The sequence below is a fragment of the Nocardia colli genome (assembly GCF_008704205.1).
In the GTDB taxonomy this organism is placed as follows: Bacteria; Actinomycetota; Actinomycetes; order Mycobacteriales; family Mycobacteriaceae; genus Nocardia; species Nocardia colli.
This window is the reverse complement of record NZ_VXLC01000019.1, coordinates 79,887-106,567: the sequence shown is the minus strand read 5'-3', so window position 1 is coordinate 106,567 and position 26,681 is coordinate 79,887. Positions and strand designations below refer to the sequence as shown.

Annotated in this window: 20 protein-coding genes; 9 read left to right on the top strand and 11 right to left on the bottom strand. The window is 67.5% G+C overall.

Annotated features, from left to right (window positions below):
* Positions 1 to 144: 144 nt before the first annotated feature.
* The 6 genes from F3087_RS33690 to F3087_RS33665 all read right to left on the bottom strand — a co-directional run bounded on the left by F3087_RS33690 (position 145) and on the right by F3087_RS33665 (position 8,459).
* The gene (locus F3087_RS33690) at positions 145 to 960 is read right to left on the bottom strand and encodes a shikimate dehydrogenase (RefSeq protein WP_150406149.1); all 816 of its coding nucleotides are present in this window, start codon (positions 958 to 960) and stop codon (positions 145 to 147) included.
* Positions 950 to 2,485 (bottom strand): endolytic transglycosylase MltG, encoded by a 1,536-nt coding sequence (locus tag F3087_RS33685; protein ID WP_191094271.1) that lies wholly within the window; start codon positions 2,483 to 2,485, stop codon positions 950 to 952. The genes F3087_RS33690 and F3087_RS33685 overlap by 11 nt, the downstream gene beginning before the upstream one ends.
* Positions 2,482 to 3,057, bottom strand: coding sequence for a Holliday junction resolvase RuvX (gene ruvX, locus F3087_RS33680; protein ID WP_150406196.1), 576 nt, complete (start codon positions 3,055 to 3,057; stop codon positions 2,482 to 2,484). The genes F3087_RS33685 and ruvX overlap by 4 nt, the downstream gene beginning before the upstream one ends.
* 83 nt (positions 3,058 to 3,140) lie before the next feature.
* Positions 3,141 to 5,804, bottom strand: a complete 2,664-nt coding sequence (gene alaS, locus F3087_RS33675) for an alanine--tRNA ligase (RefSeq protein ID WP_150406148.1) — start codon at positions 5,802 to 5,804, stop codon at positions 3,141 to 3,143.
* Between the two features lie 199 nt (positions 5,805 to 6,003).
* Complete coding sequence (locus F3087_RS33670; RefSeq protein WP_191094270.1) at positions 6,004 to 6,480, bottom strand: GNAT family N-acetyltransferase; 477 nt, start codon at positions 6,478 to 6,480, stop codon at positions 6,004 to 6,006.
* A 632-nt stretch (positions 6,481 to 7,112) separates the two neighbouring features.
* Positions 7,113 to 8,459, bottom strand: a complete 1,347-nt coding sequence (locus tag F3087_RS33665) for a replication-associated recombination protein A (protein WP_150406147.1) — start codon at positions 8,457 to 8,459, stop codon at positions 7,113 to 7,115.
* Positions 8,460 to 9,652: 1,193 nt separating this feature from the next.
* On the opposite strand from F3087_RS33665, the gene F3087_RS33655 reads away from it, so the two are divergent.
* Positions 9,653 to 11,317, top strand: coding sequence for an alkaline phosphatase D family protein (locus tag F3087_RS33655; RefSeq protein ID WP_150406145.1), 1,665 nt, complete (start codon positions 9,653 to 9,655; stop codon positions 11,315 to 11,317).
* Positions 11,318 to 12,863: 1,546 nt separating this feature from the next.
* On the opposite strand, the gene F3087_RS33645 is transcribed toward F3087_RS33655, so the two are convergent.
* Positions 12,864 to 14,033: a phosphotransferase family protein gene (locus F3087_RS33645; RefSeq protein WP_150406144.1), complete on the bottom strand. Its 1,170-nt coding sequence runs from the start codon at positions 14,031 to 14,033 to the stop codon at positions 12,864 to 12,866.
* A 191-nt stretch (positions 14,034 to 14,224) separates the two neighbouring features.
* On the opposite strand from F3087_RS33645, the gene F3087_RS46870 reads away from it, so the two are divergent.
* Positions 14,225 to 15,511 (top strand): hypothetical protein, encoded by a 1,287-nt coding sequence (locus F3087_RS46870; RefSeq protein WP_223885548.1) that lies wholly within the window; start codon positions 14,225 to 14,227, stop codon positions 15,509 to 15,511.
* A 6-nt stretch (positions 15,512 to 15,517) separates the two neighbouring features.
* Here the strand turns inward: F3087_RS46870 and F3087_RS33635 are convergent, their stop codons facing one another.
* Complete coding sequence (locus F3087_RS33635) at positions 15,518 to 16,486, bottom strand: DUF389 domain-containing protein (protein WP_191094269.1); 969 nt, start codon at positions 16,484 to 16,486, stop codon at positions 15,518 to 15,520.
* A 75-nt stretch (positions 16,487 to 16,561) separates the two neighbouring features.
* Positions 16,562 to 18,367, bottom strand: coding sequence for an aspartate--tRNA ligase (aspS, locus tag F3087_RS33630; protein ID WP_150406143.1), 1,806 nt, complete (start codon positions 18,365 to 18,367; stop codon positions 16,562 to 16,564).
* Between the two features lie 161 nt (positions 18,368 to 18,528).
* On the opposite strand from aspS, the gene ypfJ reads away from it, so the two are divergent.
* Both ypfJ and F3087_RS33620 read left to right on the top strand, forming a co-directional pair.
* A complete protein-coding gene (gene ypfJ, locus F3087_RS33625; protein ID WP_150406142.1) occupies positions 18,529 to 19,452 on the top strand; it encodes a KPN_02809 family neutral zinc metallopeptidase in 924 nt (307 codons plus the stop codon).
* Between the two features lie 201 nt (positions 19,453 to 19,653).
* Positions 19,654 to 20,187 carry a hypothetical protein gene (locus tag F3087_RS33620; RefSeq protein ID WP_150406141.1) on the top strand — a complete coding sequence of 178 codons (534 nt, stop codon included), beginning with the start codon at positions 19,654 to 19,656 and terminating at the stop codon, positions 20,185 to 20,187.
* 313 nt (positions 20,188 to 20,500) lie between these two features.
* Here the strand turns inward: F3087_RS33620 and F3087_RS33615 are convergent, their stop codons facing one another.
* Both F3087_RS33615 and F3087_RS33610 read right to left on the bottom strand, forming a co-directional pair.
* Complete coding sequence (locus F3087_RS33615) at positions 20,501 to 22,135, bottom strand: hypothetical protein (RefSeq protein ID WP_223885547.1); 1,635 nt, start codon at positions 22,133 to 22,135, stop codon at positions 20,501 to 20,503.
* Between the two features lie 17 nt (positions 22,136 to 22,152).
* Positions 22,153 to 22,629 (bottom strand): type VII secretion target, encoded by a 477-nt coding sequence (locus tag F3087_RS33610; protein ID WP_223885546.1) that lies wholly within the window; start codon positions 22,627 to 22,629, stop codon positions 22,153 to 22,155.
* Between the two features lie 85 nt (positions 22,630 to 22,714).
* Here F3087_RS33610 and F3087_RS33605 point away from each other — a divergent pair, with 85 nt between their 5' ends.
* The 5 genes from F3087_RS33605 to F3087_RS33585 all read left to right on the top strand — a co-directional run bounded on the left by F3087_RS33605 (position 22,715) and on the right by F3087_RS33585 (position 26,673).
* Positions 22,715 to 23,716 carry an NAD-dependent epimerase/dehydratase family protein gene (locus F3087_RS33605; protein ID WP_150406139.1) on the top strand — a complete coding sequence of 334 codons (1,002 nt, stop codon included), beginning with the start codon at positions 22,715 to 22,717 and terminating at the stop codon, positions 23,714 to 23,716.
* Between the two features lie 113 nt (positions 23,717 to 23,829).
* Entirely contained in the window at positions 23,830 to 24,549 is a 720-nt protein-coding gene (locus F3087_RS33600) for a VOC family protein (RefSeq protein ID WP_150406138.1), read from the top strand.
* A 9-nt stretch (positions 24,550 to 24,558) separates the two neighbouring features.
* Positions 24,559 to 25,137 (top strand): PadR family transcriptional regulator, encoded by a 579-nt coding sequence (locus tag F3087_RS33595; protein WP_150406137.1) that lies wholly within the window; start codon positions 24,559 to 24,561, stop codon positions 25,135 to 25,137.
* A gap of 101 nt (positions 25,138 to 25,238) precedes the next feature.
* On the top strand, positions 25,239 to 25,628 hold the full coding sequence (locus tag F3087_RS33590; RefSeq protein ID WP_150406136.1) for a nuclear transport factor 2 family protein: 390 nt from the start codon (positions 25,239 to 25,241) through the stop codon (positions 25,626 to 25,628).
* Positions 25,629 to 25,680: 52 nt separating this feature from the next.
* Positions 25,681 to 26,673, top strand: coding sequence for a GlxA family transcriptional regulator (locus F3087_RS33585; protein ID WP_150406135.1), 993 nt, complete (start codon positions 25,681 to 25,683; stop codon positions 26,671 to 26,673).
* Positions 26,674 to 26,681: the final 8 nt, after the last annotated feature.

Genomic DNA, 26,681 nt, shown 5'->3' with positions numbered 1-26,681 from the left:
CGCATCGCCGAACCAAACTAGAACCGGTATCAGTTTCTGGACGAGGCCGCTCCCCTGCCACACCAGGCGGAATCGCAGGCCACCGAGGAGGTCGAATCGCCCGGCCCGGTCGCGAAGTCCGCCGGACCGACCCGGCCGACCCGCTCAGGCCGAATCCGCCAGCGCCGCCGCCATTTCCGCACGCGGGGCCGGCCGGCCGGTGAACTGCTCCACTTGCCCGTACGCCTGGTTCAGCAACATCTGCAATCCGCTGACCACCGTGTGCCCGGCCCGCGACACGGCTTCAGCCAGCGGCGTCGGCCATGGGTTGTAGATCGCGTCGAGCACCACGGGTGCCGTCGCGACCGCATCGGCGACCACCGCCGCCGCCTCGGCCGGAATCGTGCTGACCACGGCACCGGCCCGCTCACAGAGACCGGCGATCGCGGCCGGATCGAAACTGGTCACCGCCGCGTTCATGCCGAGCCGCTCCGCGAGATCCAGTGCGCTGCTCGCCCGTCCGGCATCGCGCGCGATCACGGTCACCGTCTTCGCCCCGAGCTCGGACAACGCGAGCAGCGCAGGCCGCGCGGTCCCACCGGCACCGAGCACCACCGCCTCGTCCACATCCGTGACCCCGCCACCCCGCAACGCGCCGAGCACACCGTCCACATCGGTGCAGTCGGCCTTCCATCCGCCCTCGCCTCGGACCAGCGTGTTGGCCGAACCGACCAGCACCGCCCGCTCGGTCCGCTCGTCGGCGTAGGCCAGCGCGGCCTCCTTGCCCGGCATGGTCACCGACAGCCCGACCCACTCCGGCCCGAGCCCGTCGACCAGCCCGGGCAGCTGCTCGCCCGTGCATTCGATCCGCTCGTAGCTCCAGTCGAGCCCGAGCGCGCGATACGCGGCCAGATGCAGCTGCGGCGAGCGGGAGTGCGCGATGGGCTTGCCCAGCACCGCCGCCTTGCGTTCAGCGGCCACTGTCCAGGATTCCGCTCGCCTGGGCCTGCTGGATGTAGCGCTGGTGCTGCTTGTAGTCGTCGGTGAACAGGGTGGTGCCCTGCTTGTCGACGGTGACGAAGTACAACCACGACCCCGCTTCCGGATTCTCCATGGCGCGCAACGCGTTCAGCGACGGCGCGGAGATCGGCGTGGCGGGCAGGCCGGTCTTCGCGTAGGTGTTCCACGGGGTCTCCGCGGCGCGGTCGGCGTCGGTGGTCTGCACCTCGGTGCGGTCCAGCGCGTAGTTCACCGTCGAGTCGAATTGCAGCATCTGCGGGACCCGGAGCCGGTTCACGATCACCCGCGCGACCTTGCCCATGTCCTGCGGCTTGGCCTCGCGTTCGACCAGCGACGCGGCGATCAGCGTCTGGTACGGCGTCAGCTTGGTCTCGCCGCCGGACTGCAACAACCCGGTGGACTCGTAGCTCTTGGCGCTGGCCGACACGACCTGGCGCAGCATCTGCTCCGGCGTGCCGCTCGGGTCGAAATCCAAAGTGCCCGCGGCGATCAGGCCCTCGAGCTGCCTGGTCCGGTCCGGGCAGTCCTTGACCCCCTGCGCGGCCCAGGCGGGCACGCCGAGCGCGGCCAGGTCGACGTTCGCGCCCGCGGCGTCGAGTTGTTCGTAGGTGACGCACTTCTGGGTGGGGCCGGTGCCGATGCAGCTGGCCGCCGCCATCATGCGGTAGATGCCGTCGGTGCGCCGGCCGGAGCCGCCGACCTCGTACTGGTCGTGCAGCAGCCGTCCCTCGGGGATGACCAGGTTCCCGACCCGCGCTTGCTTACCGAGCAGCTGGGTGACCGCCTGCGCGGCGGGAATCTTGCTGGGGATCGCGTAGAAGCCCGGCTGCACCGAGTTCATGTTCGAATTCCGCACGGCCGCTTCGAAGAACGCGCCCGTGCTGGCGACCACGCCGCGGTCCTTCATGGTCGCGGCGATCTGCTGCGAGGTGTCCCCGTCGTGCACCTGCACGACGACCAGCGGTCCCGGCTGTCCGCCGGCCGCGTAGTCCTCGGGGCTGCCGAGCGACTTGATCAGCTTCATCCCCGCGAACACCGCGGCGCCCGCGAACAGCAGCACGAAGACACCGGCGACCAACCACAGCGTGCGCCGGCGACGCTTGCGCTCTTTGGCTTTCCGCGAGGCGGCCCTGGAGCGCCTGCTGCGCTGCGGGCTCTTCGACCGGCGCCGCCCCTCGGGCTCGTCGTCGTCATCGACCGGCTCCCGGCGGCCGACCCGCGGGCGCGGTGCGTCGCGCCGCTCCCTGGACCGTGGCGCCGGGGCCGGCGGCGGCTGGTCGTCCATGTCGTCGGTGTAGCGCGGGATGACCGTCGTGTCGTCATCGTAGTCGTCCCAGTCGTCCTGCTCACGGCCGACCACGCGGTTCGTCTTGCCCCGGTTGTCTCTGCTGTTCTGCCCACCCCAGGCTCGGTCGTCACGCCGGTAACGCCGATCAGCTTCGCGCTGTCGGAACCGTTCCTCGGCCCGCGCCCATCGATCCGTCATGCGTCGTCCTCGGACGACGCATGACGCACCGCTTCAACCGACCTCAACACCGCACTCCGTTCGTCCAACCATCCTTGCAGGATCGAGACGGCCGCCGCCTGATCGATCACTTGCCGCTGGCCACGCGCGCGAACTCCACTGTCCCGCAATGCACGTGCAGCTGACACCGTAGTCAAACGTTCGTCGGAAAGTCGTATAGGTACCGGCGACACGGCGGCCCGCAACTCGTCGGCGAATGCGGTGGCAATGGTAGCGGCAGTGCCCTTCTCCCCGCGCAATGTTCGCGGCAGACCCACGATCACCTCGACTGCCTCGTACTCCCGCACAATTTCAGCAATTCTGGCGATATCGGGCGCTGGGCCGACCGAGCGCTTGTTCGGCTTCGCGCGCGGCACGGTTTCCACGGGCGTGGCGAGGACGCCGTCGGGGTCGCTCGAGGCGACGCCGATCCGGACACTGCCGACATCGACGGCAATTCGCCGGCCGCGGCCGGGATCGGTGTCGGGAGTGGGCCGATCGGTGCCATGCTGAGCCGCCGAAGAAACAGCGGGTTCGACCGACCCACCCGTCACCCGGGCACGACCCGCATCGGCGTCAAAGTGGGGCCGGTCGGTGCCCAGCGACACCGACCTCTCGGAACTATCGGGGTCCGCCATCACCCGGCCAGTTCGGCCACCCGCGCACGGACGGCGGCGAGACCGGTAGGAATGCCCGACGGATCCGAACCAGCACCCTGCGCCATCTCCGGCTTACCGCCACCGCGTCCCGCGATGCTCGGACCGAACGCGCCGACCAGATCGCCGGCCTTGAACCCGAGTTCCTGCGCACCCTTGTTCACGGTCACCACGAACGGCACCTTGCCGTCGGCATTGCCGAGCAGCACCACCACGGCGGGCAGCGTGCCGAACCGGCCACGGATGTCGGTGGCCAGCGTGCGCAGATCACCGGCGGGCACGCCCTCGGGCGCGGCGACGGCGACCAGCAGCACGCTGCCGATCCGCTCGGCCTCCTCGACGAACTTGCCCGCCGAGGACAGCACCGCGGCCATCTTGGTGCGCTCGAGTTCCTTCTCGGCCACCTTCAACCGGTCGACCAGCTGCTCGACCCGCGCCGGCACCTCGTCCGAGGGCACCTTCAGCGAGGACGCCAGACCGGCCAGCAGCGCGCGCTCCTTGGCCAGGTACTTGTACGAGTCGAGGCCGACGAACGCCTCCACGCGCCGGATGCCGGACCCGACCGACGACTCGCCGAGCACGGTGATCGGGCCGATCTGCGAGGAATGCTGCACGTGCGTACCACCGCACAGCTCCATCGAGAACGGTCCGCCGATCTCCACCACGCGCACCTCGTCGCCGTAGTTCTCGCCGAACAGGGCCATCGCGCCCATTTCCTTGGCCTTGGTCAGGTCGGTGACGAACGTGTTCACCGGGAAGTCCGCGCCGACCGCGTCGTTGGACACGGCCTCGATCTCGGACTTCTGCTGCTCGGAGAGCTGGCCCTGCCAGTTGAAGTCGAAGCGCAGGTAGCCCGGCTTGTTCATGGAACCCGCCTGCACCGCGTTCGGGCCGAGGATCTGCCGCAGCGCGGCATGCACCATGTGCGTGCCGGAGTGGCCCTGGGTGGCGCCCCGGCGCCAGGCCGGATCCGCTTGCGCGAGAACGACATCGCCCTCGGTGACCTGGCCCTGCTCGACGGTGGACTTGTGCACCCAGACCTTCTTGGCGATCTTCTGCACGTCGTTGACCCGCAGCTTCAGCCCGTTCGCGGTGATCGAACCGCGGTCGGCGATCTGGCCACCGGACTCGGCGTAGAGCGGGCTGCGATCCAGGATCACCTCGACGTCTTGGCCGACCGTGGCGACCGGCACCCGGACGCCGTCGGCGATCAAGGCAAGCACGTGCGCCTCGGAGGTCAGCTCGTCGAAACCGGTGAACTCGGTGGCGCCGCGATCGACGAGTTCCTTGTAGACGGTCAGGTCGGCGTGCGCGTGCTTGCGCGCCTGCGCGTCGTCCTTGGCCCGCTTGCGCTGCTCGGCCATCAGCGAACGGAAGCCGTCCTCGTCCACCGAGAGGCCCGCCTCGGCGGCCATCTCCAGGGTGAGGTCGATCGGGAAGCCGTAGGTGTCGTGCAGGGTGAAGGCGTCGGTGCCGGCAATCGTGTTGCTGCCCTTGGCTTTCACGGCGGCGGCGGTGTTGTCGAACAGGGTGGAGCCGGTGTTCAGCGTCTTCAGGAACGCCGTCTCCTCGCCCACCGCGACCGTCTCGATGCGCCGGAAATCGGTGGCGAGCTCCGGGTAGGACGGCGACATCAGGTCGCTGACCACCTTCATGAACTCGCCCATCACCGGCTTCTCCGCGCCGAGCAGGCGGGCCGAGCGCACGATCCGGCGCAGCAGGCGGCGCAGCACGTAGCCGCGGCCGTCGTTGCCCGGGTTGACGCCGTCGGCGATCAGCATGGCGCCGGTGCGCGCGTGGTCGGCGATCACCCGGAACCGCACGTCGTCCTCGTGCGTGACCCCGTACGACCGGCCGGTCAGTTCCTCGGCCTTGTCGATGATCGGGCGCAGCAGATCGGTCTCGTAGACGTTGTCCACGCCCTGCAACAGGAACGCGACGCGCTCGACGCCCATGCCGGTGTCGATGTTCTTCTTCGGCAGCGGGCCGAGGATCTCGAAGTCGTCCTTGCTGGTGCCCGCGCCACGCTCGTTCTGCATGAACACGAGATTCCAGATCTCGATGTAGCGATCCTCGTCGGCCTCCGGGCCGCCCTCGATGCCGTACTCCGGGCCGCGGTCGTAGTAGATCTCCGAGCACGGGCCGCACGGGCCGGGGATGCCCATCGACCAGTAGTTGTCGGCCATGCCGCGGCGCTGGATCCGCTCGGCGGGCACGCCCATCGACAGCCAGATCTGCTCGGCCTCATCGTCGTCGAGGTAGACGGTGGCCCAGAGCTTTTCCGGGTCGAAGCCGTAGCCGCCGTCCTCGACGCTGTTGGTCAGCAGCGACCAGGCGAAGGTGATCGCCTCGCGCTTGAAGTAGTCGCCGAAGCTGAAGTTGCCGGCCATCTGGAAGAAGGTGTTGTGCCGGGTGGTGATGCCGACATTCTCGATGTCACCCGTGCGCACACACTTCTGCACGCTCGTCGCGGTCGCATACGGAGGCGTCTGCTGACCGAGGAAGAACGGGACGAACTGGACCATGCCTGCGTTGACGAACAGCAGGTTCGGGTCGGCCAGGATCAACGAGGCACTCGGTACCTCGGTATGGCCGGCACGGACGAAATGGTCCAGGAAGCGCCGTCGAATCTCGTGGGTCTGCACAGATATCCAGCCTACCGGTGCGGTGCACATGGTTTTTCATCGAGTCGGGTGGTGTGGGACACGGGCGGTGCCGCGCCCGACCTGATCGATTGTCCAGCAGGAGCGGGTTGCGAGTGGCAGTCGCTGCTGTCCACGTTCAGTTGGCGGACTGTGGACTTATTCGGCCGCGGCCGGCGTGCGCGGATGCTTCGGTGTCCAGCTAGACAATCGGGCCAGCGGGCGCAGTGTGCACCTCCATCAACGGCAACTCGCGCCCAGGAATCGACCCGGAGTCGACCGTGCCGATTCTGCTCGCGCCCATCGCGCGGTAGAACGGTTCGGCGTTCGGATCCGCCTCGATGAGCAACCGATCGAAACCGGCGCGACGAGCGGTCTCGATCGCATGCCGGAACAGTGCGGTACCGACTCCCGTGCCGATGGCCTCCGGCGCGACGAACAGCATTCCCAGTTCACCCGCGGGGCCGGTGCCCTCGATGGTCACGAACCCGACGATCGCACCGCCGAGCTCGGCCACGGCGGTGCGTCGAACCGCTACCTCGTCTGGAGTGAGGGTCAGCTCGGATCTGAACAAGTCGAGAAGTTGTTCGCTGTAGCCCCAGAAACCTTTGGACCGCAACGCAAGACCGCTGAGCAGCGTCGCTTCATCCGGCCGCCCGGGCCTGATCACGATAGCCATATCGCCAGTCTTACGGATTCCGGCCGTCGGCCCCGATCCCCGGTGTACGCAGACGTAGGGAGAGCCCAGTTCCCGCGAACAATCCAGCGCAAACGGCGGCGCTTCGGCCTGGTCGGGGCAGCGGCGGCGCTGCCCCGTCGCCGCCCATGCCCACGAAATGTCCGGCTGGTGCCGTCGATCACGAACCAGCCCCACACCGAACGGGACATGTCGGCGGAACAATCGGACTAATCGCTCCGTCATGTCCCGCCGGCTCAATGCCGTAATGGCGAGCGGGACAATGGGGTGGTGACACGCCGCAAGTTGCTCCGGCATGTCCCGTTCGACTTGCCCATCCGCGGGCTGTGCCTCGGGTAGTCATCAGATACTGCGTCCGTGGGGGCGCGGAAAGTACAGCTAGGTGTTACTGATGGGCTGGCGCAACCGAGCCGCATGGACCGACGTTGCTCGTATTGTCACCCGATCTTGGATGTTCGCGGCGTGAGCTAGTGCCTCGTCCAGGAAGGTCGGTGCGCTTATCGGTGGCTCCGCCCGGCCGGCAAGCGGAGGAGGCGCTTGGACCGGGGTTGTGTCGGCGGCGACAACGCGGCCGGGGGCGCCGAGGAACGTGCCGAACTCTCCTGGACAAGGCGTTACTTGCCGCGGATGATTCGGCGCAACTTGTCTACCCGCGGGCCGACTTCGCGTTCGTTGCCGTGGTCGGTGGGTTGGTAGTAGTTCACGCCGACCAGTTCGTCCGGTGGGTATTGCTGGGCGAGGACGCCGTCCTTGTTGTCGTGCGGGTACCTGTAGCCCTGGGCGTTGCCGAGTTTGGCTGCGCCCGCGTAGTGGCCGTCGCGCAGATGCGGTGGGACCGCGCCTGCCTTGCCTGCCGCGACGTCGGCCATGGCGGCGCCCAGTGCGGCGATCACGGCGCCGGATTTCGGGGCGCTCGCGAGATGAATTGTGGCTTGCGCCAATGCGAGACGAGCCTCGGGGAGGCCGACCAGCTGGACCACCTGTGCGGCGGCGGTGGCGGTTTGCAACGCCATCGGGTCGGCCATGCCGATGTCTTCGCTCGCGTGGATCATCAGCCTGCGGGCGATGAAGCGCGGGTCCTCGCCCGCGGTGAGCATCCTGGCCAGGTAGTGCAGCGCGGCGTCGACGTCGGAGCCGCGGATGGATTTGATGAACGCGCTGATCACGTCGTAGTGCTGGTCGCCGGCCCGGTCGTAGCGGACCGCGGCCTTGTCGACGCTGGCCTCTACGAGTTCGACGCCGACGGTTCCGTCCAGCGACGATTCGGCCGACGCCTCCAACGCGGTGAGCGCGCGCCGGGCGTCACCGCCCGCGATCCGGATGATGTGATCGAGCGCCTCGTCCGACACCGTGTACTGGTCGTCCAGCCCACGTTTGTCGTGGATCGCGCGCAGCAGCACCTGCCGGATGTCGTCCTCGGTCAGCGATTGCAGTTGCAGCACCAGCGACCGCGACAGCAGCGGCGACACCACGGAAAACGACGGATTCTCGGTGGTCGCCCCGACCAGCAGCACGATCCGGTTCTCCACCGCGGCGAGCAACGCGTCCTGCTGCGTCTTGGAGAACCGATGCACCTCGTCGATGAACAACACGGTCTGCTCGCCCGCCGACAGCCTGCGCCGCGCGACATCAATAACCGCGCGCACCTCCTTCACCCCCGCCGACAACGCCGACAGCGCCTCGAATCGCCGCCCCGTCGAATGCGAAATCAACGAGGCAAGCGTCGTCTTCCCGGTCCCCGGCGGCCCGTACAGCAACACCGAAGCCGCCCCCGCCCCCTCGACCAACCGCCGCAACGGCGCCCCCGCCCCCAGCAAATGCTGCTGCCCCACCACCTCATCCAACGAAGCCGGCCGCATCCGCACCGCCAACGGCGCCCCCGCATCCCGGCGCACCACCGTATCGATGCTGTGCTCCGCAGGCACGGACTCTCCGGGCACGTCGAACAAGCCATCGCTCACACCCGCCAACGTTACCCAGCCCCACCGACAACCCCGAACCCCTACACCCCGCGCCCCTCAGTCGACCCAACCAACAACCAGCCAATCAATCCACCCGCCAACCACCAACCCGCCAACCAGCGGTCGCCCACCAAGTGCGGCGCGAGCCACCTACCCACCACCGCCGAGCACCGAGCACCGAGCACCGAGCACCGAGCACCGAGCACCGAGCACCGAGCACCGAGCACCGAGCACCGAGCACTATCCGCTACCAAGCCCCACCGGCCACAGCAACGCGGTCACCGAACAGGACATAACGGCGGAGACACACCGAACGAACCTCCACCACGCCCCGCACCACCACCCAACCCGCGTCACCTAGCCACCGAACGGGACGTCACAGCGGTGACACGCCGAATGCACCACCATCATGTCCCGGTGGACGACCCGGCCCGGGGCGCTGCAGCCACTGAGCGGGACATAGCGGCGATGACATCCCCGGTCCAACTGCCACCACGTCACATCCGGCTCGATGACCAGCTCGGCCTGATCGCTCAGCGGACATGACAATGACGAACCGCCGAGTCAGGCCGCCATCAGCCTCCATCAGGTCCCGTTGGATCATTCGTGAAGGGTGATGCAGTCGCCGAACGGGACATGGTCGCGGCGAATGGGCCGCCATCAGCTCCCGCTCGACGAGCCGAGTCCCTGGGCTCCGGCCAACTCATCGCGTGCGGGTTGCGTCGCGAGCCACCTACGCGCCACCGCCCAATCCTGCCTCAAGCCCACTCGACTGCCCAACCAAGGCGATGCGGGCACTGAACGGGACACAGCGGCGACCACACGTTGAGCGAACCTCCACCATGCTCCGCACGACCACCAGACCAGCGCGATGCGATCACCGATCGGGACGTAGCAGCGGTGACACGCCAGGACGGGCCGTCACCACGTCCCGTTGGAAGATTGAGATAAGGCGATGCAGCCACCGAGCGGGACACAGTGGCAGTGACACGCCGAGGGGACCTCCATCAGGTCCCGTTGGACCATCCGAACAGGGCGATGTAGTGGCCGAAGGAACATGGCGGCGGTGACATGGTGGATGGGCCGCGGTCAGGTTCGTTCGCGAATCGGGGACCTTGGATTGGCCGGTCGGTAGTTGTGAGGTCTGGTGGGCGGGGTTCGGCGAGCCGATTTGCGCGTTGCGGGTGGATCGGATGGGATCAGTAGTCGTGGCTGAAAACGTGGTCGTTTCAGATTCTTCGGTTGGGCCCTTCGGGCGGCGGACGCTGCTGAAGGGTGGGGCGGTTGCGACGGCGACTGCGTTGTTGACCGTTGCTCCGGCGCGGGCGGCGGGTGGGGTGTTTCGACATGGGGTGGCGTCGGGGGATCCATTGCCGGGCGGGGTGATTCTGTGGACTCGGATCACGGTGTCCGAGGAGGCGGCCCCTGGGTCGGGGGTCGGGGAATCGGCAAGTGTGCGTTGGGAAGTCGCGGAGGACGAGGGGTTCGGTTCGGTTGCGGCTTCCGGGAACCTCACGGCGACAGAGGCTTCCGATCACACGGTGAAGGTCGATGTGACGGGGCTCGCGCCGGGGACTGTCTACTTCTATCGGTTCACGGCGCTCGGGGAGACGTCCGCGGTTGCCCGGACTCGGACCGCGCCGGCGATCTCCGATTCACCGGAGCGGCTGCGCTTGGGCATCGTGTCCTGCGCGAACTGGGAAGCCGGCTACTTCGGCGCGTACCGCCATCTGGCCGCGCGCACCGATCTCGATGCCATCGTGCACCTCGGCGACTACATCTACGAGTACGGCCGCGGCAAGTACGGCGGGCGCAACGGCACGGTGCGTCCGCATGAGCCGGCGAACGAGACGGTCAGCCTGGCAGATTATCGAATTCGCCACGCGCAGTACAAGACCGACCCGGATCTGCTGAATCTGCATGCCCGCCAACCGTTCATCTGCACCTGGGACGACCACGAATCCGCGGACAACTCCTGGTCCGGCGGCGCGAACAATCACGACCCGGCCACCGAGGGCGACTGGCAGGATCGCCGGGCCGCGTCCACGCAGGCCTATCTGGAGTGGATGCCGGTGCGCGCGCAGGGATCTGGCGCAGATGTGCAGATCTATCGCCGGCTCCGTTTCGGCACCCTCGCCGAACTGTCCATGCTGGATCTGCGCAGCTACCGCGACCAGGAGGCGAAGCCGGGCGCGGGCTGGCGCGAGGCGGACAACCCGGCGCGCACCATCACCGGCAAAGGCCAAATGGATTGGCTCACCGCCGGATTGGCGTCCGCACCGGTGCGCTGGAAACTGGTCGGCAACTCGGTGATGATCGCGCCGCTCGTCTTCCCGCCGCTCGAACCGGCCACCACCGCGGCGATCACCACCGCCCTCGGCGTGCCGCAGTCCGGCCTCACCGTCAACGGCGATCAGTGGGACGGCTACACCGCGGACCGGCAGCGCCTGTTCCGCGCGATCACCGAGCAGCAGGTCTCCGACGTGGTGTTCCTGACCGGCGACATCCACTCCTCGTGGGCCGCCGACCTGCCCATCGACACCGCCAACTACCCGGCGGGCCCCACCGCCGGCGCCGAGTTCGTCGTCCCATCGATCACCTCGACCAGCATCGGCGACATGCTGAAGCTCAACTCGGCACCGATCGCGGAGTCGATCAAGGGCGTCAACCGACACTTCCGCTACGTCGAACTCGACTCACACGGCTACGGCGTACTCGAGGTCACTCCGGAGCAAACCCAGATGGACTGGTTCTACCTGATCGACGTCACAGACCCGAATTCCGCTGTCCGCCACGCCACTTCACTCGCCGTCCGCTCCGGCGGCCGCCTCGAACCACGCCCAGCACCCGTGAGCTGACAACACGTTCGACCGGACGCCCGCCTCAAATCGCGCTCCGCCCTGGAGAACTGAAGCGACACAGCCTCACCGAAACACCCCGGCCTACGCCCGACCCGACGAAACATCGCAGGAGCCAGCCCGCCACAAGCGACATGCGACGCCCACGAACCAACAACACGTCCACCGGGCTCCGCACCTCAAACCACGCTCCGCCTTACGGAACTGACACGACACTCAACCTGGCCGACGCAACCCGACCCGATGAACCAACGAAACATTCGCAAGCGCCAGGCCGCAACAATCCACACGCGACGCCCGTGAGCTGACAACACGTTCAATCAGGCCGCGCGTCTCAAACCGCGCTCCGCCCTATGGAACTGACGCGATATTCAACCTCGCCGAGGCAGCTCGAGCGCGGCCCGACACCGGTGAGCTGGCGGGCGGCGTTCGAGTGGGCCGGCACCCCCGAGTCACACCCGACACCGTCGAGTCACGCTTGCCATCAACGAACGCCTCCGGCGTCCAGAAGAGCCGGGACACCGGTCTAGCCCGGTACCTCGAGGCAACACAAACCGACGAAGCATTCAAGAGACGCGCGGCCGCCGGGTCGAGCGAGACCCGGGGAGACCGCCGCATCGACGCCGCGGCCAAGAAACTCGGTGCAGCGGCGCCGGAGCGCGCCGACATCGGCGACGCCTCGCCTGCACCGGTCAACGGACTCAGCGTTCACAGAAGAGCAGGCAATACGACCAAGCCCGCGTCGGCCAACGGACAGCGTTCACAACGAGCGGGCACTCCGACGATGCCTGCGTCAACCAACGGACAACGTTCACGCGGGCCGGGCACTCTTACCCACGCCAGGCCCGCGTGAACCGACGGGGCGGTTACGACCCGCCACCCCCGCAGCCTCCACCTCCACCGCCGCAACCACCGCCACCGCCGCAGCTGCCGCCGTGACCATGACCTCCATGGCCATGGCCGCTATCGCCACCGCCACCGATTATCCCGATGCTGCCCAAGGCCCAGCCGCCGTTTTCGCTCGAGCGGCGCTTCTTGCGGCTTCGCGGACTGCTGATCTGCGCGGTCAGCACGCCGCCGGACTGCCGAGCACGAGTCATCCGGTCGACATCCTTACGAAGCGACCGTCGATGTAGGACGAACGCCGCCAGCACCGCAGCGACGACAACGACCGCGATGACTACCGATAGCACAACACTCATCGTGACCACCCCTCTCCAACCCCGTGGTCTGAACCCTCCAGCGTACTGGTGACCGCCGCCGACCACTGCCCCCGATTTCAGGGTCCCGATGATTTTCCGGCGCACCCGCACACCTTCTGACAAACGCACGCGTGTCAGCGCGGCAAGCCGGTGTGCGGGGAATCAAAAGATGTGCGGCAGCAACCTAGTTGAACGCATAACCACCAGCGGAACTGTCAGCCGAACTGAAATACCTTCAGCCCACCTGAAAACACGCCTCTGCATTATCCACCCACCGCAAACACAGCAGCAGACAAAAACTTTCAGGCAACATCAAGCGAACGAATTCCGCCGACCGGCGAATTCTATTCCGACCAGCGCTCTTCCAGCATCGCCGACACATCCTCGGCAAAGTCTCCGACGATGTCGTCGCCGGTGCACCGAGCATCCTCGGCCAACGCCGCCCACCGATTGATCAGCGCCTCCGACCGAGGCACCGACAACCCGTGCTCGCGCGCCGCGGCGATGCGTGCGTGGTCCGCGGGCAGGAACCAGTAGGTGGACAACCAGACCCAGATCAGCCGGGCCTCGAGGATCCGCTCGGACATCACCTCGTCGTCGGCCAGCGCCGGCCACACGCCCACGACCTCGGAGCGCCACGCCTCGACCATCTGCCTGGCCCGTTCCCGGGACAGCTCGAAGTCGCACAGGCACCCGGGGAACGACACCAGCGCATAGGCGATGTCCAGGGTGGCGTCGCGGAACCCACCCCACTCGTAGTCGAGGAACCGCGCGCCTTCCTCGTTGAGAATGACGTTGTCGGGGCACAGATCCGACGGACTGAACGCCCGGAACCGTCCGGCAGAGAACAGCCGGTTACCGCGCACGATCCGTTCGGCGATCTCGCCGGGCACCTCGATGCCGAGCTCGCGCTGCAACAGTCCGGGCACCTCGGCGATCGCGGATTCGGCCTGCTGAGCGATGCCGTCCACCCGATGCACCACGTCGACCCGACGCAGCAGCGCAACGAAATCCGCCTCGCGGCCGACCGTCGCGGCATGCATCCGGCCGAGCGCCTGCGCGAACGCCATCATCCCGTTGCGGGTGGCCGGCTCGGCGCCGGACTGCAACATCTGGGTGAGCAGCGAGTTCTCGCCGAGGTCGCTGAGGATCAGCAAACGCTCGGGCAGGCTGTGTGCGATCAGATACGCACCGGGCCGCTGTTCGCGGCTCAAGGCGGTGGTGAACTGATAGGACACCGCTTCACGAAGGAACGCGGAGTCGATGCTGGCGACTCCGGGTGCGAGACCGCCCGTGGTGCGGTCATGTGAGTGTCCGCGAACTTGTTTCACGATCAAGGTCCGCGGCAACGAGAAGGCGTTTTCCGCAACACGCACACGGAGAACCGTCGTTCTACCACTACCGCTGAGTTCGATCGGATCGCTCAGCTTTACCGGAGCACCCATTCGCTTTGTGAGCAACTGTTGCGCTGCGGACACGACTTCGGCGGCGCGTTCGGCCAATAGTGCGGTCATCGCCCTTCAAGTTACTCGCATCAGGTCACTTCTAGCGAGCGGATACACAACCTTTCCGCGTCGTTCGGCGTGTCTCCCTCGAGGTTACGGGACGGGCGGCCGTTGCTTGACACGATTGCACCCGTCAGGTTTTCTCATCGTCAACTGCTCTGCGCCACACCGCAAACCAGTTGAGTGGAAAGGTCTATGGCATGACCGGCACACCGCCTCCCCCGCCCACCGAATCAGCTGGCAACGCTCCCGCCCCCGGAGACGACGAACAGCACCCGGCGCGGCCAGGCCAGCACGAGAGTCACACTCCACAAGCACCGGACCCCGGCACCGGACCGGGTCGGCACGAGATGGCCGGTTCGGCCGGATACCCGCAGTTCGAGGGCCCGGGCGCGGCACAGTACGGCAACGAGCCGGTCGAGCCACCGCCGCCGGTAGCACCCTCGCAGCAATCGGCGCAGCCGGGTTACGCGGCGCAGCCAGGGTATTCGCCGCAGCCTGGTACTGCGGCCCAGCCCGGGCACTCGCCACAGCCCGGTACCGCAGCCCAGCCCGGGTACTCGCCACAGCCCGGTGCCGCGGCCCAGCCCGGGTACTCGCCGCAACCCGGCTCAGCGCAGTCCGAATACGCACCCCAACCCGGGTACTCCAACCAGCCCGGCACTGCCGCCCAACCCGGTTACTCGACTCCGCCCAGTTACGGTCCGCCAGGAACAGGTCCGGCCACACCCGGCGGTATGCCGCAAGGCAACATGCCGCCGGGATCGATGCCGCCACAAGGAAACATGCCGTACGGTTCGGTACCGCCGCAATACACCGAACCTGGGCAACCGACCTACGGCTACCAGCAAGCCGCCACCGCCCCCGGCACCCTCGATGTCGGTCAAGCGCTCAGCTACGGCTGGGAAAAGTTCCGCCGCAACCCCGGACCATGGATGGGCGTGATCGCCGCCGGCCTGGTCATCTACCTCGGCTTCGTGCTCGTCGTGCAACTCACCGACCCGACGACGATGCTCCCGCTGCTGCTGATCTTCCTCGCCGTACTGGCTGCTGTCTGGTTGCTACAGGCCGCGATGGTGCGCGGCGCACTGTACGAAACCGACGGCAACAAACCGCATTTCGGCTCGTACTTCCGGTTCGTGAACGCGGGCAATGTGCTGATCACCGCGCTGCTGGCGTTCGTCCTGACCTTCCTCGGGTCGGCGGTCTGCATCCTGCCCGGACTGGTCATCGGCATCCTGTGCATGTTCGCGCTGCACTTCGTCGTCGATCAGAACGAGGGTCCGTTCGAGGCGCTGAAATCCAGTGCAACCCTGGTGGTCACGAACGTGTGGCCGGTCCTGTTGCTCGCGCTCGCTGTCCTTTTCGTCACTTTTGTCGGAGCTCTGCTGTGCGGACTCGGACTGCTGGTCGCCGGACCGGTCGCGGTCATGGCGGTCACCTACGCCTACCGCACCCTGACCGGAGGACCGGTCTCGCAGATCTGATGTGTCCTATTCGTCCGCGAGCGAACGCATTCCGACCCACCGCTTGAACCGCGCCACCGGCCCGGCCTCGCTGCCTGCGCGAGGCCGGAGTTCGAGCACGATCACCCCGGCCACGATGATCCCGGCCAGGTTCACCGCGAGCTGACCCGCGGACATGAACGCGATATGCCACTGCCCCAAAGTGGCCGCGACAACGGCGAATCCGGCCGCGGGCACGGTCGTCACCGAGATGAAAACCCCGATCAGCGCCGCCGACTTCGCCGTGACCAGCGAGAGCATGCCCGCCGCGCCCGCCAGCAGCGCGACGACCAGCGAGAACGGCCCGACCTCATAGATGAAGTCGACGTTCTTGACGCTCTCCACCCCGTTCAGCGTGATCCAGCCGAGCTGCTCCCACACCAGCGTCGCCGCCAGCGTGACCAGCATCGCCACCGGGAACCCGACGGCCAGCGCGATCGCCGACCGCCGCGCGAGCCGAAAGTCCCGGCGCACCAACCCGACCGCGAACGCGGCCAGCGGTCCGAACTCCGGCCCGACGACCATCGCGCCGACGATGGTCACCGGCGAATCGGTGGCAACACCGATCGCGGCCAGTAGACAGGCGATCGCGAGGAACGCCAGGAAGGTCGAATTGAGCGTCGACTCCTCGTGCACCTGCGCGAGCAGTTCGTCCCACACCACCGCGTCGGTCGGATCGCCGGGCGCCGCCTCGACCGCCCGATCCCCCGCCTCGGACAGCACCGTCTCCACCGGTCCGAGCGTGATGCCGCCGGTCTTGCAGATGCCGAGCGCGGTCAACTGCTCCAGCACCTCGTTGGCCGCCTCGCGCGCGACGTCGGCCTGGATCAGATCGCCGGCGGGCGCCAGCGCGACGCCGCGAGCCAGGGTCACATGCGTGGCCCCTGGGTTCGCGGCGAGCACGGCCAGCACCGCGCCGGTCGTGTCCGGCGGGCTGATCATGCGCAGATGCAGCAACGGATCCCCTTGTGGTCAGTGCCGCCCGGCGCGGGTCGACGGATCGGAACTGTCCGAAAGGTACCGTTCGTCCGGCTATTCGGCCGGCTTCGCCTCGCCCTTGTCACCCTTGTCGTCCTTCGACGCGGGCTTCGGGTACAGGCCGGCTTCCTTGCGCTGCTGCTCGGTGATCGGTGCGGGCGCGTCGGTCAGCGGGTCGACGCCGCCGCCGGTCTTCGGGAACGCGATCACCTCGCGGATCGAGTCCAGCCCGGCCAGCAGCGCGACGATCCGGTCCCAGCCGAACGCGATGCCGCCGTGCGGCGGTGCGCCGAAAGCGAAGGCGTCCAACAGGAATCCGAACTTCTCCTGCGCCTCCTCCTGGCTGATCCCCATCACCTTGAACACGCGTTCCTGCACATCGCGGCGGTGGATACGGATGCTGCCGCCGCCGATCTCGTTGCCGTTGCAGACGATGTCGTAGGCGTAGGCGAGCGCGGAACCCGGGTCGGTGTCGAACGTGTCGACCGACTCCGGCTTCGGCGAGGTGAACGCGTGGTGCACCGCCGTCCACGCCGAATGACCAAGCGCCACATCGCCGCTCGCGGTCGCCTCGGCGGCAGGCTCGAACATCGGCGCGTCCACGATCCACACGAACGACCAAGCGTTCTCGTCGATCAAGCCGACCTTGCGGGCGATCTCGGCGCGCGCGGCGCCGAGCAGCCCGCGCTGCGCCTTCGCCGGACCGGCCGCGAAGAACACGCAGTCGCCCGGCACCGCGCCGACGTGCTTGGCCAGCCCGTCGCGCTCGGCGTCGGTCAGGTTCTTGGCGACCGGGCCGCCGAGCGTGCCGTCCTCCTGGATCAGCACGTAGGCCAGACCCTTGGCGCCGCGCTGCTTGGCCCACTCCTGCCAGGCGTCGAGCTGCCGGCGCGGCTGGCTCGCGCCACCCGGCATGACGACCGCGCCGACGTACTCGGCCTGGAACACCCGGAACGGGGTGTCCTTGAAGTACTCCGCGCACTCGGTGATCTCGATGCCGAAGCGCAGGTCCGGCTTGTCGGAACCGAAGCGGCGCATGGCTTCCGCGTAGGTCATGTGCGGAATCGGGGTCGGGATGTCGTAGCCGATCAGCTTCCACAGCCCGGTCAGGATCTGCTCCGCGAGCAGGATCACGTCGTCCTGGCGGACGAAGCTCATCTCGATGTCGAGCTGGGTGAACTCCGGCTGACGGTCGGCGCGGAAGTCCTCGTCGCGGTAGCAGCGCGCGATCTGGTAGTAGCGCTCGATGCCGCCGACCATCAGCAGCTGCTTGAACAGCTGCGGGCTCTGCGGCAGCGCATAGAAGCTGCCGGGCTGCAAGCGGGCGGGCACCAGGAAGTCGCGGGCGCCCTCCGGGGTCGAGCGGGTCAGCGTCGGCGTCTCCACCTCGACGAACTCGTGGTTCGCCAGCACCTCGCGGGCCGCGGCGTTCGCCTTGGAGCGCAGCCGGATCGCGTGCGCCGGGCCTTCGCGGCGCAGATCCAGATAGCGATACTTCAGCCGGGCCTCTTCGCCGGGCTGCTCGTCCAGCTGGAACGGCAGCGGCGCGCTCTCGTTCAGCACCTCGAGCTCGGTGACGTTCACCTCGATGGTGCCGGTCGGCAGATCCGGGTTTTCGTTGCCGTCCGGTCGCAGCTCCACCACGCCGGTCACCCGCACGCAGTACTCCGCGCGCAGCCGGTGCGCCTGCTCGGCCGGCTCGCCCTCGCGGAACACCGCCTGCGACACTCCCGACGCGTCGCGCAGATCGATGAAGATCACGCCACCGTGGTCACGCCGCCTGGCCACCCATCCGGTGAGGGTCACGGTCTGACCGGCATGCTCGCTTCGCAGCGAACCAGCCAAGTGGGTGCGCAGCACAAGGTTCCTTTCGACGACTCCGGCACCGGCGCGATATGACCAGGTGCGGTCCCATCGTAGTGAGACACATCCGCCGAGTGGAAACCGATGTCGCCACACCCGTGCGAAGCTGTATCGGCGGGGTATGTCCGAGCCGTAGCGACAATCAGAAAGCGACGACGATGACCTTCAACGAGGGCATGCAGATCGACCCGGATGCGGTCAGTTCCGGTGGCGGTCCCGGCAGGGGTGGAAAGATCGCGTTGGGCGGCGGAGCGGGCGGACTCATCGTTCTGGTGCTGGCCTTGCTGCTCGGCGGCGACCCCGGTTCCCTGCTCGGCGATCTCACCGGCTCCGAGAACCAGCAGTCCCAACCAGCGGAGGGCACACCCTCGCATTGCAAGACCGGCGCGGACGCCAACAAGTACGCCGACTGCCGGGTGGCGCTCACCACACAGAGCCTCAACTCGGTCTGGTCGGGCGAATTCAACAAGCAGACCGGACGCCAGTACGCCAAACCCAGCGTGCGGTTGTTCTCCGGCGCCATCTCCACCGGGTGCGGCAACGCGACCAGCGACGTCGGGCCGTTCTACTGCCCGCCCGACCGAACCGGCTACTTCGACGTCACCTTCTTCCAGGAGCTGGTGGATCGATTCGGTTCCAGCGGTGGACCGCTGGCCCAGGAATACGTGGTCGCCCACGAGATCGGCCACCACATCCAGAACCTGCTCGGCGATATCGGTCGCGCACAACGTGATCCGCGCGGTCCCGAGTCCGGCGCCGTGCGCACCGAACTGCAAGCAGACTGCTACGCCGGCATCTGGGCCCACTTCGCCGACAAGACGCCCTCCCCCGGCGGCGGCCAACCGTTCCTGAAGCCGTTGTCCGAGAACGACATCCGCGACGCCCTGTCCGCCGCCTCCGCGGTCGGCGACGACCGCATCCAGAAGGCGTCCCAAGGCCGGGTCAATCCGGAAGCCTGGACCCACGGTTCCTCCGAACAACGACAGAAGTGGTTCCTCACCGGCTACCAGACCGGCCAGGTCAAGGCCTGTGACACCTACTCCGCCCAGAACCTGGACGCCCCACCCGCCCTGCGCCGCTGAAAGCCGCTGCCGCACTGAGCTGATCGGCGACGCTACGCCGGATCGCGCGACGCAGTTCCGCGGCGACCATCGCGGTCGTCATCGAACCGCGCCATAATCGACATGACCGCGCGCCGAACCGTTCCCGGGTTCGGCGCGCTGCCATGAGATTCGGCGAATCGCTGGTGCCGCAGTGGGCACGGATAGCAGGAGAGTGGATTGATGCGAGGAACGAAAGCGGCACTGCTGGTTGCTATTTTGGCGGTCGCGGTCGGTGCGGGCACCGCGACCGCCGATCCGGCCGATCAGCCGGCTGCGCACGGGCCGGTTTCCTCGCCCATGGCGTTGCTGACGCTGACCACCATTCCGAACGGATGGCAGACGCGGGTGGATCTGCGGCCGCAGTTGGAGGTGTCCGGGGACGGGCATGCGGTGAAGCTGCCCGATGCTATTGCCGCGGAACGGAATCCGGAGAACCTGCCGAAGCGGGTCAACGGTCACATCCCGCCCGAGGTGCTGGCCGCCGCCCTGACCGAGACCAGGGCCCTCGCCACCGTCGATTTCGGCATGCCCACCATCACCGACCAGGGCAGCCAAATCATCGACCTCATGCCCCAATCCGCCGAAGAGAACGCCCACCTGATCGTCTACGCCCCCGAATCCACCGAGGGCCTAGCCCCCGACCAACAAGCCGCCCGCAAACGCTTCACCGACCTCTACCGCAAACTCCTCGACGCATTCGTCCAGGACGTCTGACAGCGCACCCCGACAGAAGCATCGAGCCGAGTCATATGGTCGCTGTCGAAGATCAACTAACGACCATTTGACTCGACTCGATGAATGCCCCACTGCCACAGCACTACTCGCCGGCCGCCCAGTTCACGCCCCACACCGGCGATAGTCCGCGCCGTGTCGCACTTCGCACTAGCAGCCGCACGCCTTCTGATGCCCCGCACCCCGACTCGCCGCACTAACACGCGTGCGGATGTCAAAAGGAGTGCGGCTGTGGACAGCAGAGAGCCCGGCTCGGGCGGAGTTTCGTGCTCGGGCCGGGCTCACTGGACGATCGTTAGAACTGGTCCTGTTCGTAGTCGGACGTGACGATCTCGTCGGAGTGAGTTGCGCCGATGACGTCGGGGGTGGACTCGCCGAGGGGGCCGGTGAGGTCGTCGTTGCCGGTGGCGCTTTGGTAGGGCTGCACGGTGCGGGAGTGTTCGTCTTCGTTGCGGCCCTGGCCGGCGGCACCGGCGCCGCCGCCCATGAAGCTGTTGCCTGCGCCCGCACCCGCGGTGGTGGTGCTGGGTGCGCCGGCGGTGCCGGGGCCGAAGGCGGTGCTGCCGGGGACGCCGCTGATCGGACGGACCGGCATGCTGGTGCCGGGCAGGGCGGTCGTCTTGGGCACCGACGGGATGCTCGGGGTGCCAGTGCCGGTACGGCTCGGGGTACCGCTGCCGGTCCGGCTCGGGCTGCCGGGCACACCGACGGGACTGCCGTGGTTGGTCGTGCTCGGGCTGCCGGTGTTGAGCGCCGACGCCGTGGTGGTCGAGTTCGGCGACCCGGTGGTCGACGAGTTGAGGCCCGCGGCCTGGGTCGCGGTGTCCTGCGCGGTCGACTGGGCCTGCTCCAGGATCGGCTGGCCCACGTTCTGCGCGAGCGCCTGCGCGACCTCCTGCGGCGCGGGTCCGCCACCGGGCGCGACCAACTGCTGCACCATGCCGCTCAGCTCGCCGGTCTTGCCCGCCAGATCACCGCGGGTGGCGTTGACGATGCCGACCGCCTGACCGAGGTGCTCGGTCGCCGACGCCATCAGCGTGGCCTGAGCGGGCGGGGTCAGGATCACCGGCGCCATCGCGGTCGCCTGGGTGGCGAACGACGATGCGACGGTGAGCAATTGCGCGTTGCCCTGCTGCACCACCGCGGCGGCCTTCTGGGTGAGGTCGGAGATGTCGATGCCGCGCTTGCTGGTTTCCTGGCCTTCGACATTGTTCTGCTGGCTGGTGGCCTGCGCGTTGCGCGCGGCCTGGCTCTGCCACAGCTGCTCGACGGTGGTCATGCTGCCCTTGCCCACCTGCATGGCCATGTCGATGATCTTGGATGACGAGCTCAGAATGGCAGTCGGGTCGAGCGCGCCGATGACGCCGGTGCCGAAGCTGCTGAGCAGATCGAGGATCGGCTTCATCAGCAGATCGACGCCGGGCAGCGCGGGGACCGAAACGCCCTGCATGAGCGCCGCGACCGGATCGGCGGGCAGCGCGGGCAACGAGGTCGGGATGGCGGCCTGGGCCTGGCTGATCGCGGCGGCGACCGTGCTCGGCGCCGAGCCGACGGCACCGTTCAGCACCCCGGTCGCCTGGTCGAGCGCCTGGTTCACCGGCGCCGCGACGTGTTGCAGCGCGGAGTGCGTGTCCCCGAGCAGCGCCGAGACATCGGACGGGACACCGGAGATGCTCTGCGCGTCCGGTGACGGATTGCCGTTCAGACCCGGCAGGCCGCCCGGCGCGCCCATCGCGTTGTGCTGATCGTCGCTGATCCGCTTGGACAGCACGAAGTCCGGCGGCTCGATCGGCGGCAGATCCTCGGGCACCTGCCCGAGCGGCACGTCGAGCACCGCCGAGTTCTGCGTCGCGTCGAGCACGGCCTGCTGCCCGATCGCCACGTTCTGATCGGCGGAGTGCGCCATCGCGAGTTCTTCGGGTGCGATCACCCCCGTATCGAGTGGCTTCATACGACGCCGCCGATCTGGTTGCCGATGGCATTGAGCGCGCCGGCGCCGGACCAGTCGGCCGCGTCGTAGGCCGCGGCGGCGCTGAACGCCGACTCGGAGAGCTTGTTGTACTTGGCCGAAAGATCGTTGATGTCCTTGGCCTGCAGCACCTGTGCCGCGGCGAACATCGCCAGGTAATCCGCCCCGATCAAACCGAACACCGGCACCAAGGCCGAGACGTTCTTGACCGCGTCGAAATTACCTGCCCCCGCAAGATCACCGGCGATGCCCGCGTTCGTGGCGGCGAACGCCCGGACCGCGTCGGTCTCTACCGAGAGATCACTCATCGAGTTGCCCCCCAAATCGTCGTGCACATCAGTGTCGTGAACTTCTTCGTCGTCACCGTCTGCCCATTGCCGAACGGCATGACCGCTACGGATGGGCCCAATATAGCGGACGGTACCGGCAACTTTCGAGCCCAGCGCGACGTTCACAGAGGGAATACCTGAGGTTGGCAGGGGGAATCGAAAGGAACTGGAACGTGTTGCAAATTAGAACAAGTTCTATATTCTCGATGCCATGAAGGTCGCAGTGACCGGCGCAGCCGGCTACCTTGGCACGAATCTGCTCCGCCTGCTCGTCGCGCGCGGCCACGAAGTCACCGCCATAGATCGAGTGGTGCCACAGACGGCCGCCGAGCCGAACGTCACCTGGGTGAGCGGGAACGTGCTCGATCCGGCGTCGATGCGCGCCGCGCTCGACGGCGCCGAGATCGTGTACCACCTGGTCGCGCTGATCACCCTCGCCGAAAAGCACGACCTGGCCTGGAAGGTGAACACCGAGGGCGTCCGGGTGGTCGCCGGGGCCGCGCTCGAGGTCGGCGCGCGACGCATGGTGCACGCCAGCTCGATCCACGCGTTCAACCAGTACACCTGCGGCGGCAATATCAATGAGAGCGCCCCGCGCTCGACCGATTCCGCGCTCCCCGTCTACGACCGCTCCAAGTGGGCAGGCGAGATCGAGCTGCGCAAGGTGATCGACCAGGGCTTGGACGCGGTGCTGTGCAACCCCACCGGCGTGTTCGGCCCCCTCGACTACAGCAAGCCGCTCTCCCGCATCAACCGCACGTTGAAAGACGCCGCGCAGGGCCGCATTCCGGCGATGATCGGCGGCGGCTTCGACCTGGTCGACGTGCGCGACGTCGCCCAGGGCCTGATCCTGGCCTCGGAACGCGGCCGCACCGGCGAGAACTACCTGCTCGGCGGCGAGATGATCTCGATGCTCGACCTCTGCCGACTCGCTGCCAATCACGGCGGCAAGCGCGGCCCGCGATTCTCCATCTCCCCCAAGCTCGTGGCCGGCGTGATCCCGGTGCTCGCGCCGATCGGCAAGCTGCTCAAGTCCGACATCGTCTCCAAAGCCGCACTCGGCGCGCTGATCTCGGCCCCGGTCGTGGATCACGGCAAGGCCGAGCGCGAGCTCGACTACCGCCCGCGGCCCACCGATGAAACCGTCCGCGACCTGGTCGCCTTCTTCGCCGACCCGACCCCTGCCACCCCGGACACCCGGCAGATCGCCTGACCTCCTCGACCAGCACCCGACGCGACTAGCCAAGTTTGCCTAGTCGTCCACCGGGTGCTACTTTTCGGTCAGCTAGTCAAATTTGGCTAGCTGAGAGTGAGAGGCTGGGCAAAATGGCAGGCGAAGTGACGACGCCGATATTGCCGTGCAATTCGATCGATGAGGTCGCCGATTTCTATCGGATGCTCGGATTCGAACAGACCTACTATCAGACGCGTCCGAACCCCTATGTGGCGATGCGACGCGAGGACATCAACCTGCATTTCAACGGGATCCCGGGGTTCGACCCGGCCGATTCCTACGGAACGTGCATAGTGGCCGTCCCCGACACCGGCGCGCTGTTCGCCTCGTTCGCCGAGGGAATGCGCGCGGTGCACGGCAAGCTACTGGTCACGGGCACGCCCCGGATGACCCGGCCGCGCAAGCGGAAGAACGCGGACAACCTGGCCGGCTTCGTTGTGGTCGATCCAGGCGGCAACTGGATTCGGTTCTTCCCACAGACCCCGGTACCGACCGAGGAAGAAGCGGACCGCGGCAGGCTCCGCAAGTCCCTCGACAACGCGGTCGTCCTGGGAGATTCGAAAGGCGACAATGCCCAGGGTGCCAAGATTCTCGATGGCGCGCTGGCGCGGGAGTCGCACAGCGCGACGACAATCGACCTCGTCGACGCCCTCACCTACCGTGCCGAGCTGGCCGTACGCCTGAACGACCCCGAACTCGCCCACCAACTGCTCGACCGCGTTCGCGCGATCCCGCTGACCGAGACCGACCGCGACGCCCTCGCCGACGCGCTATCCAATGCCGAAGAACTACAACGGATTTCCACCGACTGAAAGGACCCCATGTCTGCGGTTCGCCTCCTCGTACTCGGCGCCGTCCGGCGCCGCGACCGCGCCCACGGCTACCAGGTCCGCGCAGACCTGGAGTCCTGGGGCGCCCACGAGTGGGCGAACCTGAAATCCGGCTCCATCTACCACGCGCTCAAAGCCATGACCGCCGAGGAACTTCTGCTCGCCCACGAAACCACTCCGAGCACCACCGGCGGACCGCCACGCATCGAATACGAGACCACCGACGCCGGCGACCAGGCCTATTTCGGCCTGCTCCGCACCGCCCTCTCCCAACGCGACCCACGATTGGACGTGCTCGCCGCCGCCGTCGGCCTCATCGACGATCTCCCCCGCGCCGAAGCCATCGCCCTGCTCCGGCAGCGCGCCGACGCCATGGAGGTGTGGCGAGCGGCCGTCACCGTCGACCTCCCGCCCGGCACCGACCTCGACACCTGGGGACCGGTCGGCGAGGTCCTCGGCCTATGGCTGCACACCGCCGACACCCGCGCCGAGTGGACGCAGCGCCTGCTGCGCCGGCTCGAGGCAGGCGCGTTCGAGATGGCCGACGACAAACCCGGACGTGATCGATAGCGCTTGGCGTTTTCTTGTCAACAGGCGTCGTTTTCGCCACTAGTGTCGCTCACGGCGATTGCCGAAGAATCGCTGATGTCCCGAGAAACGAGGAGATCAGCATGAACGCACCCGAAGCAACCGCAATCGAAGAAATGCTCCAGGACTATTTCGACGTGCTCTACACGCAGAACATGGACCTGTTCGATCGGGTATTCCACCCGTCGGCCGTGCTCTACTCCGCGCAGGACGGCGTTGTCGTAGTACGTCCGCGCGAAGAGTACCGCGAGCTGATGCGGGCGCGCCGATCACCGGAACAGAACCGCGCACCACGCAACGATGCGGTCCTCACCATCGACACGCTCTCGCCGGAAATGGCAATGGCGAAGGTGCGGCTGCGGCTCAACGACAACATCATGGTCGATTACCTGAACCTGCTACTGGTCGAAGGTCATTGGATGATCGTGGCCAAGCTCTATCACCGCGAGGGAACCGCCCCGGACGTGCGGTAACCCAAGCGTGGCGCACACCGGACCCATCCCTCGCCGCGATTAGCCTTGGACAATGCTGCGCACGATCGCCGCCGTTCTGGTCGAGGATTTCACCCCGTTCGAGCTGGGTGTGGTCTGCGAGGTTTTCGGCGTGGACCGGACGAGCGAGGGCGGCCCGGCGTTCGATTTCCGGGTATGTGGCGAACGCCCCGGCGAACCCCTGCAGTGCGACCAAGGTTTCGCCGTCGTGCCGTCGGCGGGATTGACCGGACTGATCGATGCCGATCTGGTGATCGTCCCGGCGGCCGCGGTGCGGGGCGATTACGCACCGGCCGTCCTCGACGCATTGCGGGCCGCGGCAGCGAACCGGAACACCACGCTGCTGTCGGTGTGCAGCGGCGCCTACCTGCTCGGTGCTGCCGGTTTGCTGGATGGCCGCCGATGCACCACGCACTGGCGCTACATCGAGGATTTCCAGCGGCGGTTCCCGCGGGCGGACGTCGATCCGGACGTGCTGTTCGTCGATGACGGATCGATCGTCACCAGCGCGGGCACCGCGGCGGGCATCGATGCCTGCCTGCATCTCGTCCGGCGCGAAATAGGCTCCGCCGCAGCGAATCTGATCGCCCGGCGGATGGTCGTCGCGCCACATCGGGAGGGCGGGCAGCGCCAGTTCATCGAACAGCCGGTGCCGGTGACCGCCGGCACCAGCCTGCAACCGGTGCTCGACGACATCCTCGACGACCTGACCGTCGAACACACCGTCCCCGAACTCGCCCGCCGGGCCAGCATGTCGACCCGCACGCTGCTGCGCCGCTTCACCGCCGAAACCGGCACCACCCCGCACCGCTGGCTCACCCTGCAACGCATCCGCCACGCCCAGCACCTACTCGAGGACACGACCCTCGACGTCGAACAGATCGCTCGCGCAACCGGAATGGGCACCGGACCCCTACTGCGTCACCACTTCCGCCGCATCGTCGGGGTGACACCCACGGAATATCGCGCCACCTTCGCCGCCCGAACCACCGACCCGGGACCTGATCGCCACGACGGGCTCAGCTGACGCCGAAA

Bases quoted from the DNA above. Each gene is read 5' to 3' on its own strand.
- F3087_RS33620 (WP_150406141.1), top strand. From the start codon at position 19,654: ATGCGAGGAACGAAAGCGGCACTGCTGGTTGCTATTTTGGCGGTCGCG.
- F3087_RS33655 (WP_150406145.1), top strand. From the start codon at position 9,653: ATGGGATCAGTAGTCGTGGCTGAAAACGTGGTCGTTTCAGATTCTTCG.
- F3087_RS33670 (WP_191094270.1), bottom strand. From the start codon at position 6,480: ATGGCTATCGTGATCAGGCCCGGGCGGCCGGATGAAGCGACGCTGCTC.
- F3087_RS46870 (WP_223885548.1), top strand. From the start codon at position 14,225: ATGACCGGCACACCGCCTCCCCCGCCCACCGAATCAGCTGGCAACGCT.
- F3087_RS33605 (WP_150406139.1), top strand. From the start codon at position 22,715: ATGAAGGTCGCAGTGACCGGCGCAGCCGGCTACCTTGGCACGAATCTG.
- F3087_RS33685 (WP_191094271.1), bottom strand. From the start codon at position 2,485: ATGACGGATCGATGGGCGCGGGCCGAGGAACGGTTCCGACAGCGCGAA.
- F3087_RS33600 (WP_150406138.1), top strand. From the start codon at position 23,830: ATGGCAGGCGAAGTGACGACGCCGATATTGCCGTGCAATTCGATCGAT.
- F3087_RS33585 (WP_150406135.1), top strand. From the start codon at position 25,681: ATGCTGCGCACGATCGCCGCCGTTCTGGTCGAGGATTTCACCCCGTTC.
- F3087_RS33590 (WP_150406136.1), top strand. From the start codon at position 25,239: ATGAACGCACCCGAAGCAACCGCAATCGAAGAAATGCTCCAGGACTAT.
- F3087_RS33595 (WP_150406137.1), top strand. From the start codon at position 24,559: ATGTCTGCGGTTCGCCTCCTCGTACTCGGCGCCGTCCGGCGCCGCGAC.
- ypfJ (WP_150406142.1), top strand. From the start codon at position 18,529: ATGACCTTCAACGAGGGCATGCAGATCGACCCGGATGCGGTCAGTTCC.
- F3087_RS33645 (WP_150406144.1), bottom strand. From the start codon at position 14,033: ATGACCGCACTATTGGCCGAACGCGCCGCCGAAGTCGTGTCCGCAGCG.